Genomic DNA, 9,605 nt, shown 5'->3' on the forward strand with positions numbered 1-9,605 from the left:
CTTGCGATGGAGCGTCAACGACGACGCATCATTCGATCGGCGGCCGCCGCGTATGCCAGTCCGTCACCGACTGGAATGCGGCGCCGGCGCGAACCAGCACATCCTCGGACAGATGCGGGCCGACCAGCTGCATGCTGAGCGGCATCTGGTCCGAGGCCATCCCCATCGGCAGCGTGATGGTCGGGCTGCCCGAGAAGTCGAACACCGCCGTGAAGCGCAGGATGTTCAGGAGGACGTTGGGGTCGGCGCCATACTCGCTCATCTTGGTCAGCGTCGGGATCGGCACCGGCATCGTCGGGATCAGCAGCAGATCGATATCCTCGAACATGGCGGCGAGGCTGCCACTGAATTTCAGGCGCTCGTGATGGATCGCGGCGATGTCGACACCACTCGTCGCCCTGCCCTGCTCGATCAGCTGCGCGAGGTCCGGGCCATATTCGGCCTTGCGCGACGGGTAGGTGTCCAGATGCGCCTCCGCCGTCTCCACCGAGCACATCGCAATCCACTGGCTGACGAGCTTCTGATAGGGCGGGAAATGCATCTCGCGGATCTCGGCGCCGAGATCGGCGAGCGTGCGCTCGGCTTGCACCAAAGCGGCGACGACCTGCCGATCGATACCCTCCTGGGTGTACCTGCGATCGACGCCGATCCGCAGGCCCCGGATGCTCTCGCCTGCGCCGGCAAGATAGTTCGGCACCGGCGCCCGCAAGGCGGTTGGATCGTTGGCATCCGCACCCGCGATGACGCCGAGCATTGCTCCGGCATCGGCAGCGCTGCGGCACATCGGCCCGACGTGATCGAGCGAGTCCGCCAGCGGGAAGATGCCGTGCCGGCTGACGCGGCCCCAGGTCGGCTTGATCCCGGTCAAGCCGCAGGTCGCCGACGGAAACCTGATCGAGCCGCCGGTGTCGCTGCCGATCGAGCCGTAGCAGAGCCCCGCCGAGGTCGCGACGCCCGATCCGGTCGACGATGAGCCAACCCAGTAGTTCACATTCCACGGATTGAGCGGCGCCTGAACGGCCGGATGGTGGCTGGTATAGGCCCCCTCCGTCATCTTGAGCTTGCCGAGCGTCACCGCGCCGGCGAGCTCGAGCCGGTCCACGATGGTGGCATTGAAGGTCGGCACGAATTTGGCGTGGATCGTCGTGCCGCCGGCGGTCGGCGCAAACGACGTGTAGCAGAGGTCCTTCAGTCCGATCGGGACGCCATGCAGCGGGCCGCGCCAGATGCCCTTGGCGGTCTCCGCATCGCGCTGCTTGGCCCGGGCCATCGCCCGCTCCGCAAGGACGAGCGCGTAGCCATGGAACTGCCCATCGAGCTTCGCGATCCGGCCGAGGATCGCCTCCGTGATCTCGGTGGCCTTCAGCTCGCCGCGGCGAATGAGCCCGGAGATCTCGGTGATGGACTTGTAGTGCAAGGGATCCTCTGACATGTCTTTGCGGCCCCGGCTAGAACTGGACGCCGCGCGTCAAGGCGCCGTCCACGACGAGGTTGGTCCCCGTGATGAAACTCGCCGCCTTGCTCGCAAGGAACACCGCGGCGTTCGCCATCTCCTGCGGCGTGCCCATGCGTCCGGTCGGGTTGAGCGCCAGCGCGGATTTGTACAGTTCGGGATTGCCGTCCTTGATCATGTTCCAGACGCCGCCCTCGAAATAGGTGTTGCCCGGCGACACCGAATTGGCCCGGATGCCCTTGGCCGCGAGCTGGTAGGCAAGGCCCTGCGTGTAGTGGATGATCGCGGCCTTGAACGTCCCGTAGGGACCGCTGGCAAAATCGACCTCGCGCCCCGAGACGCTGGAGATGGTGACGATCGCCGCCGCCGCGCTCTTCTCGAGATAGGGCATCGCCGCGTTGACGAGCCGCACCGTCCCCATCATGTCGGTGGCGAATTCCTTTTCCCAGCTCTCTTCATCCTGCCCGATCGACAGCGCGCTGACATTGGCGACCACGACGTCGATGCCGCCGAGCTTGGACGCCATGTCGGCCACCCAGGCCTTCAGCCCCGGTCCGTTCGAGACGTCGACTGCACCTCCGAACGCCGCAACGCCCTTGGCCTTGATGGCGGCTACCGCAGTGTCGACATCCGCCTGATTGCGCGCGCAGATGCCGACATTGGCACCTTCGGCCGCGAACGTATCAGCGATCGCCCGGCCGATCCCCTTGGTGCTGCCGGTGACGAGAACCCTTGCTCCCTTGAGTCCCAGATCCATGTCCATTCCCTCCGTTGTTATCGATTATGGAACGCGCATTTCCTCGCCACGCGGCACGGCCGATCACAGCAACAGCTGCGCGCGAACATTCTCCTCGTTGACCTCCGCGCCGGCCAGCGTCCGGGTGATCTTGCCCTTCTCCATGATGTAGCAGCGCTGGGCGACGGCAAGAATCGTGTCGAGGTTCTGCTCGACGATGATGATCGTCGTGCCAAGCTCGGTCCGGAACGACTTCAGCGCCTCGCAAATGTGCTGCACGATCGAGGGCTGGATGCCTTCGGACGGCTCGTCGAGGATCATCAGGGACGGATTTCCTATCAGCGCCCGGCCGATCGCAAGCTGCTGCTGCTCGCCGCCCGACATGGTGCCGGCGATCTGCCGACGACGCTCCTTCAGGCGCGGGAAATACGCGTAGACCAGTTCCGGCAGCTTCGTTCCGTCGGGTCCGCCGATCAGTTCGCCGACCTGCAGATTCTCCTCGACGGTCATCTGCGGAAACACGTCGCGGCCCTGCGGGATGTAGCCGAAACCGGCGCGCGCCCGCGCATCGGCCTCGAGCTGCGTGACGTCCTGCTCCATGAATGTGATGGTGCCGCGCCAGGTCTGCAACAGCCCGATCAGGCACCGCATCAGGGTCGACTTGCCGACGCCATTGCGACCGATCACGCCGACGATCTCGCCGCGCGTCACCTGCATGCTGACGCCCTGCAGGATCGGCGTCGCGCCGTAGCCCGCCCAAAGTCCCGACACGTCCAGGATGCGATCAGTGGGCATGGGTCTTACCCAGGTAGATTTCCGCGACCTTCTCGTCTTCCAGAATGGACTCGAGGCTCCCGCGCGCGAAGATTTTACCAAGATGCAGCACGGTGACGCGCTGAGCGACCTGACGCACGAACGCCATGTCGTGCTCGACGACAAGAACCGTCATGCCCTCGGCATTGAACGACTTGATCAGTTCGCCGGTCTTGTAGGTCTCCTCCGGCGACATGCCGGCGGTCGGCTCGTCTAGCAGCAGCAACTGCGGCTGCAACGCCAGCGCCATCCCGATCTCGAGCCATTGCTGCTGGCCGTGCGACAGCGCACCGGCGAGCTTGCCGGAGTCCTCGGCCAGATTGAGCAGCGCCAGCAGCCGCTCCTCCTCGGCCCGGCATTCCGCGCCCGAAAGCCGCTCCTGCAGCGCGATCTGGATGTTCTGCCGCACCGGCAGTTCCTTGAACACGCTCGGCGCCTGCATCTTGATGCTCATGCCGCGCTGCACCCGCGCGTAAGGACGTTCGGCGGTGATATCGATGGAGTCGAAGAAGATGGTGCCGGTGGTCGGCGGATAGAGGCCGACGATCAGCTTGAACAGCGTGCTCTTCCCGGCCCCGTTGGGCCCGATCAGGCAATGCACCTCGCCGGCATTGACCGTCAGGTCGACGTCGGAGACGGCGGTCAAGCCACCGAAACGCTTCGAGACGCCTTTCACATCGACCAGCGCCATGGCTCAGGTCTCATCCGATTGCAGACGGCTGGCATCCGCCAGCGCGGGAGCCTCGTCGCGCCGGCCTCGCCTGGTCCACCAGTCGACGACGAGCTTGCCGATGCCGAGCACAAAGCCCTGCGGCGCCAGCATCACGGTGGCGAGCAGCAGCACGCCCATCAGTACCAGAGCCGCCTGTTGGCTGTACACCGTGATGGTCTGGAATCCGAACAGCAGCAGGAACGATCCGACCAGGGTCGCAGTCAGGTCGTTGCGTCCTGAAAAAGCCACCCACACGATCGGCATCGCCGCCGCCGGCAGACCAATGCTGGACGGCGTGATGAACTGCCCCCAGGACGTATATAGCGCGCCGCTGAGGCCCGCGAGGCCGCTGCCGATCACGAATGTCAGGAGCTGATATTTGCGGACGTCGTAGCCGAGCATCTCGGCGCGCTGCGGATTTTCCCGGGTCGCCACGATCACATTGCCGACGCTCGAATTCACCAGCATGCGCAGCGCGACGTAGACGATCACGATTAGCGCGATCATGAGGTAATAGAGCGCCGATCCCTCGATATCGAAGTCGCCGACGGTGAGCGGGTCCATTCCCTTCATGCCGTTGAAGCCGTTCAGCCGTGCCGGACCGATATGCCATTCAGGGCCGGCGGTCTGCCCGAGGAAGAAGGCAAGGACGAGCGTCGCCGACAGCGTCACGATGCCGAAGAAAATCCCGCTGATGCCGCCCCAGATCATGAAGTAGCCGAGGATTCCCGCCGCAATCATGGCGATGACGACCGAGAGCACCAGCGCGGCAATGGTCGCCGTCCCCCCGCCCATGTTGATGGCGAGCACGCCGTAGCCGTAGCCGGCGATCCCGAAGAAGAAGGTCTGGCCGAACGACAGCATGCCGCCGTAGCCCCACATCAGGCAGAGCCCGAGCGCCATGAAGATCCAGATCAGGAAGTAGGCGAAATTGCCAACGTCATAGGAGTCGGCGAACAGCGGATAGATCAGCGCACCCGCCAGCACGGCGAGGAAGCAGGACCAGAAGATCTTTCCGCGTCCGAGCGTCTGCGGACCGTCGAGCAGCTTCAACATCGGAACTTCCTGTCTAGCGCCCACGACGAACCAACACGCTGGATAGCCCCTCAGGCAGCACACGTATGATCAGGATCACGGCAAACAGCATGCCGATCTGCCCGATGATCTGACCATAGCTCGCATTCAGCGCCATCCGGATCATCGCCAGGAATACCGCGGCCGGCGCGGTTCCGAGCAGAACATTGGCGCCGCCGATCACCACGGTGACAAAGCTCTCGACCACGAAGGTCGCGCCCATGGTCGGGATCAGCGTCATGGTCGGCGCGTAAAGCGCACCGCAGAGCCCCGCGAGCGCCGTGCCGATCCCGAAGCTGATGGAATAGATGCGCCCGGTGCGCGCGCCGAGCGCCTTCGCCATCGCGGCGTTCTGCATCGTCGCCCGCGCGATCACGCCGAAGCGTGTCTTCATGAAGATGATGTAGAGCCCGCCAAGAACAGCGACCGCGCAGACGAACAGCACCAGGCGGTAAGTCGAGAACGTGTAGCCCCCGATCGCAAAACTTCCTTCCGGCGTACCGATGCCGCGCACCGCGGAGCCGATGATCAGCAGCATCGACTGCGTCACGATCAGGCTGAGGCCCCAGGTGGCAAGCAGCGAGTCGAGCGGACGCTTGTAGAAGCGGCGCACGATCAGGAGCTCGACGATCATGCCGATGATCCCCGCGGTCAGGGCAGCCAGGATCTGGGCGATCGGCAGCGGCACGCCGAGATTCACGAGACCTACGGTCACATAGGCCCCGCACATGATGAACTCGCCATGCGCCATGTTGATGACGCCCATCATGCCGAACACGATGGCAAGGCCCGCCGCGGACAGGATCAGGAACGCGAAGACGTCGGCGAACTGATAGAATACCGAGAAGAGTTCAGCCGACATTCCGCTCTCCGTGATCACGGCGCCGCATCATTGCGGCGCCGGTTCGCTTCAAGTTCGAGATGCAAAATACGAGCAAGATTCGTGCCCGCGCGCATCACGATTTGCTGGGCAGATGGCTCGGCGTGTACTAATCCTTGTCGTTCTTCTTGGTGAGGTCGCAGCCGATCTCGCCGAGCCAGTACGGCTGAATCGTCCCGTAGTCCTTCTCGACGGTCACCTCATGCTTGGGCCCGACCGAGATCAGACGCATGCGGTGCGACGTGTGCTGGCTCTTCGGGTCGATGCAGACCTTGCCCTCGGGAGCGTCGATGCAGGCATCGCCGGTCGCGATCACCTTGCGCATGTCCTCGAGCTTGGTCGACTTGGCCTTCTCGACCAGCGCCTTGTACATGTAGAGCGCGTTATAGGCGTTGTAGCCCATGTCGTTGATGTAGAGTTCGTCGGGGAATTTGGCGTGCCAGCGCTTCTTGAAGTCGTTGGCTTCGGGCGTATCGATCTCCTCGAACCAGTTGGCGGTCGCATGCATGTTGTTGAGCGCCGGCGGCTTGAACCGCTTGTGCTCGAAGCCGAGCATGACCTTGATCGAGGACCCCATCGGCAGATTGAGGTTGGCCGCGGCGGCCTGCTCGAAGAACGAGTCCTGGGCGGCGCCGACGTTGATCGTCAGCAGCCAATCCGGCTTCGCCTTCTGGATGTTCTGGATCGTCTGCGCGAATTGCGACACGCCGAGCGGGATGAACTCCTCGCCGACGACCTCGCCGCCGAGGTCCTTCATGATCTTGCGGTTCCACTCCGCGGAGATCTGGCCGAAATTGTAGTCGGCGGCGATCACGTAGACCTTCTTGCCGAACTTCTGGACCATCCAGGGGATCAGCGTCGAGAACTGCTGCTCCGGCACCGCGCCCATGCTGACCATGGAGGCATCGCAGACGCCGCCTTCATACTGGTTCGTATAGAAATATGGCGTGGTGGTGCGATCGACGATCGGGCGCAATGCCTCGCGCGAGGCCGAGGTGATGCCGCCGATCAGCACATCGACCTTGTCGCGATTGAGCAGCCGCCGGCCGAACTCCTGGTAGCGGGCATTGTCACCTTGGGGATCAAGGTGAATCAGCTCGATCTGGCGTCCGAGAATGCCGCCGCTCTTGTTGATCTCCTCGACCGCGAGCTGCGAGCCGTGCAGCTTCGGCATACCCATGAACGCGAGGTCGCCGGAGACGTCCTCCAGCAGGCCGACCTTTAGCGGCGGTTCTGCCGCCTGGGCAGCGCCAATTGCCGCGGTCCCGAGCATTGCACCAAGCAAAGCCATTCCGACTATACGCCCCGAATACATCGCGATGTCCTCTGTCGTTGAAGGATGTTTTGAATTCACGCCTTGAGGTAGTTCTTCAAGATCGACGCCCCCATCGTGTATTTGGGGTCGACCATGTTGCCGAGCCGCATCCGGCCGGCCTGGCTGAGCAGCATGTAGGCATCGATCTCATCGAAGCCGTAATCGGCGCTCATCCAGCGCACCAGTTCGCGATAGGCGATCCGCGCCGCGTCTTCGAGCGGCCGCGCGCTGCCGATCGTCATGATGAAGTCTCGCGTCTCGAGCCGCGGCCAGGCGAAGCTCCAGTTCTTGATCAGATCGATCTGCAGCGTCACGGTGGCGCGCTGTTCGAGCGCGACGCCCGAGAGCTCGCCGTCGCCCTGCGTGGCGTGGCAATCGCCGACATAAAGCAGCCCGCCCTCGGCGTGGACCGGAAAATAGATGATCGCACCGGGCGCCACGTCGGGCAGGTCCATGTTGCCGCCGTGATAGTCGGGCTGCAGCGAGGAGATCGCCTCGATCTCGGGCGAGACGCCGATCGTGCCGATGAACGGCTCGTAGGGCAGCGTGATCTTGTCGTTCCAGCGCACGCCGTTGCGGTCGACATGCAGCTTCTTGACGCGTTCCGGCAGCGGCGGATTGAGCAGCGCCGTGGATGCGGTCCCGACCAGGCCGCCGAATTCCGGAATGATGCAGGTGGTGCCTGCCGGCTGCGCGCCGCGGGTCTCGACGTCGCGGATATAGACGGCGAGGCAATCGCCCTTCTTGGCGCCCTTGACCGCGATCGGCCCGCATTGCGGGTTCAGATAGGGGAAGTTCAGTTTCGCCGTGGGGCTGTCGCTTTCGCTGGTGAGCACGCCGCCGAAGGCATCTTCGGTCTCGACGACGACGACCCCGCCGGGATCGATCGACAGGGTCGGCTTGGCATAGGGTCCATAGACGTAATGGAATCCGCCCTGCTGCTCGATCGTCAGACTATGGGTCGTGCCGGTCGCACCTTTTGCGACGGCTCGCTTGGCCATGATGGAACTATTCAACCAGTCTTCGGTCATGCGAACGGCTCCTCAACTCAGATCGCGGGGTGGCGCTTGTGCCAGTCGGTGACGCGCTGGAAGGCATCGCCAGCGCGGACGAGACTTGCCTCGTCGAAATGACGGCCAACGAACTGGAAGGCGACCGGACCGCCGTTTGGCGCGAAGCCGCCGGGAAGCGTCACGGTCGGGCTGCCGGTCATGTCGAACGGACAGGTGAAGCGCAGCAGCCCCGTGATCAGCGACGGGTCCTCGCCCAGCGCCGCCATCTTGGCCAATGTCGGCGCAGCGAACGCCTGAGCTGGAACTGCGATGAGATCGACCGTCTCGAACAGCAGCCGCACGGCGCCGCGAAAGGCTTCGCGCCGCAGCACGATCTTCTGATAGTCCATGCCGGACTGCGCCCGGCCGAGATCGAGCAAACCGGCGAGCGCGGGACCGTATTCATCCTTGCGCGCGGGATAGGTTTCTTCGTGGGCGACCGCCACCTCGATGCCGCACAGTGGGAACCAGTCCTCGATCACCGCCTTCGGATCGGCGAACGTGATCTCCTTGATCGTCGCGCCGAGATCAGCGGCAACACGCAGACCTTCGCTGAGCACCTTGCCGGCCGCCTCATCGGTGCCCTCGCTGGTCCAGCGCCGATCGACCCCGATCGTCACACCGCGCAAATCTCCGGTCAGGCCGGCGAGATAGTCCGGCACGGCTAGCGGTACCGACGTGGTGTCCTTGGGATCCTGCCCCGCGATCACGCCGAGGATCACCCCGCAATCGGCCGCGCTGCGCGCCATTGGCCCGATGTGATCCAGCGTTGCGGCGAGCTCGAATGCGCCGTAACGGCTGACGCGCCCCCAGGTCGGCTTCAGCCCGGTGATGCCGTTGGCCGCCGACGGAAAGCAGATCGAGCCGCCGGTGTCGGTTCCAAGCGAACCGAAGCAGAGTCCCGCCGCGGTGGCGACGCCGGAACCGCTCGACGACGCGCCGGACCACAGATCGGCATTCCACGGATTCTTCGGCGGATCGATCTTCGGGTGATGATCGGCATAGGCGCCCTCGGTCTGCTGCAGCTTGCCGAGAATGATCGCGCCGGCATCCTTGAGCCGCGCAACGACCGTGGCATCCTCGCTCGGCCGGAAATCACGGTGGATGGTCATGCCATGCGCGGCCGGCGCGCCCTTGGCCCAGCACAAATCCTTGACCGCGATCGGCACGCCGTGCAGCGGCCCCTTGATCTTGCCGGACGCAATCTCCTTTTCGGCGGCCGCAGCTTCGGAAAGCGCTGCGTCGCCCATCACATACGCGTAACTCTTGAGCTTGCCGTCGAGCTGCTCGATCCGGCCGAGCATCGCTTTGGTCACCTCGACCGGCGAGAGTTTCCTGGCCTGGATTTGCCGCCCGACCTCAATGAGCCCGAGATAGTGAAGTTCCGTCGTCGGCATCGCTTCTCATCCCCGCACTTGGCACGACGCAAGCGCAGGCACTGCCCATCACCGCGCATGCGCCTCCGGCTTGGCGACACGGACGTGTCGCCAATTTGTTTGGCGGCAAAAGCAAAAAGCCACCCGCCCCTCCAAAACGAAGGTGACGAATGGCCCAAATGCCGCGGCTATGA

9 protein-coding genes are annotated in these 9,605 nt (G+C 64.2%); all 9 read right to left on the minus strand.

The window, feature by feature from the left end:
• Positions 1-28: 28 nt before the first annotated feature.
• The 9 genes from XH92_RS28970 to XH92_RS29010 all read right to left on the minus strand — a co-directional run bounded on the left by XH92_RS28970 (position 29) and on the right by XH92_RS29010 (position 9,432).
• Positions 29-1,432, minus strand: coding sequence for an amidase (locus tag XH92_RS28970; protein WP_194455165.1), 1,404 nt, complete (start codon positions 1,430-1,432; stop codon positions 29-31).
• 16 nt (positions 1,433-1,448) lie between these two features.
• Positions 1,449-2,210, minus strand: a complete 762-nt coding sequence (locus XH92_RS28975) for an SDR family NAD(P)-dependent oxidoreductase (RefSeq protein WP_194455166.1) — start codon at positions 2,208-2,210, stop codon at positions 1,449-1,451.
• A gap of 63 nt (positions 2,211-2,273) precedes the next feature.
• Complete coding sequence (locus tag XH92_RS28980) at positions 2,274-2,984, minus strand: ABC transporter ATP-binding protein (RefSeq protein WP_194455167.1); 711 nt, start codon at positions 2,982-2,984, stop codon at positions 2,274-2,276.
• Positions 2,974-3,693 carry an ABC transporter ATP-binding protein gene (locus XH92_RS28985; RefSeq protein ID WP_194455168.1) on the minus strand — a complete coding sequence of 240 codons (720 nt, stop codon included), beginning with the start codon at positions 3,691-3,693 and terminating at the stop codon, positions 2,974-2,976. Before XH92_RS28985 ends, XH92_RS28980 begins: the two co-directional genes overlap by 11 nt.
• 3 nt (positions 3,694-3,696) lie before the next feature.
• Positions 3,697-4,770: a branched-chain amino acid ABC transporter permease gene (locus XH92_RS28990; protein ID WP_194455169.1), complete on the minus strand. Its 1,074-nt coding sequence runs from the start codon at positions 4,768-4,770 to the stop codon at positions 3,697-3,699.
• Positions 4,771-4,783: 13 nt separating this feature from the next.
• A complete protein-coding gene (locus XH92_RS28995) occupies positions 4,784-5,650 on the minus strand; it encodes a branched-chain amino acid ABC transporter permease (protein WP_194455170.1) in 867 nt (288 codons plus the stop codon).
• Positions 5,651-5,777: 127 nt separating this feature from the next.
• Positions 5,778-6,959, minus strand: coding sequence for an urea ABC transporter substrate-binding protein (locus XH92_RS29000; protein ID WP_194455171.1), 1,182 nt, complete (start codon positions 6,957-6,959; stop codon positions 5,778-5,780).
• Between the two features lie 59 nt (positions 6,960-7,018).
• Positions 7,019-8,014: an acetamidase/formamidase family protein gene (locus XH92_RS29005; RefSeq protein ID WP_194455172.1), complete on the minus strand. Its 996-nt coding sequence runs from the start codon at positions 8,012-8,014 to the stop codon at positions 7,019-7,021.
• Positions 8,015-8,031: 17 nt separating this feature from the next.
• Complete coding sequence (locus XH92_RS29010) at positions 8,032-9,432, minus strand: amidase (RefSeq protein ID WP_194455173.1); 1,401 nt, start codon at positions 9,430-9,432, stop codon at positions 8,032-8,034.
• Positions 9,433-9,605: the final 173 nt, after the last annotated feature.

This window comes from Bradyrhizobium sp. CCBAU 53421 (genome assembly GCF_015291625.1).
Lineage (GTDB): Bacteria > Pseudomonadota > Alphaproteobacteria > Rhizobiales > Xanthobacteraceae > Bradyrhizobium.

Coding starts and splice junctions, on each gene's coding strand:
- XH92_RS28970 (WP_194455165.1), bottom strand. CDS start 1,432: ATGTCAGAGGATCCCTTGCACTACAAGTCCATCACCGAGATCTCCGGG.
- XH92_RS28975 (WP_194455166.1), bottom strand. CDS start 2,210: ATGGATCTGGGACTCAAGGGAGCAAGGGTTCTCGTCACCGGCAGCACC.
- XH92_RS28980 (WP_194455167.1), bottom strand. CDS start 2,984: ATGCCCACTGATCGCATCCTGGACGTGTCGGGACTTTGGGCGGGCTAC.
- XH92_RS28985 (WP_194455168.1), bottom strand. CDS start 3,693: ATGGCGCTGGTCGATGTGAAAGGCGTCTCGAAGCGTTTCGGTGGCTTG.
- XH92_RS28990 (WP_194455169.1), bottom strand. CDS start 4,770: ATGTTGAAGCTGCTCGACGGTCCGCAGACGCTCGGACGCGGAAAGATC.
- XH92_RS28995 (WP_194455170.1), bottom strand. CDS start 5,650: ATGTCGGCTGAACTCTTCTCGGTATTCTATCAGTTCGCCGACGTCTTC.
- XH92_RS29000 (WP_194455171.1), bottom strand. CDS start 6,959: ATGGCTTTGCTTGGTGCAATGCTCGGGACCGCGGCAATTGGCGCTGCC.
- XH92_RS29005 (WP_194455172.1), bottom strand. CDS start 8,014: ATGACCGAAGACTGGTTGAATAGTTCCATCATGGCCAAGCGAGCCGTC.
- XH92_RS29010 (WP_194455173.1), bottom strand. CDS start 9,432: ATGCCGACGACGGAACTTCACTATCTCGGGCTCATTGAGGTCGGGCGG.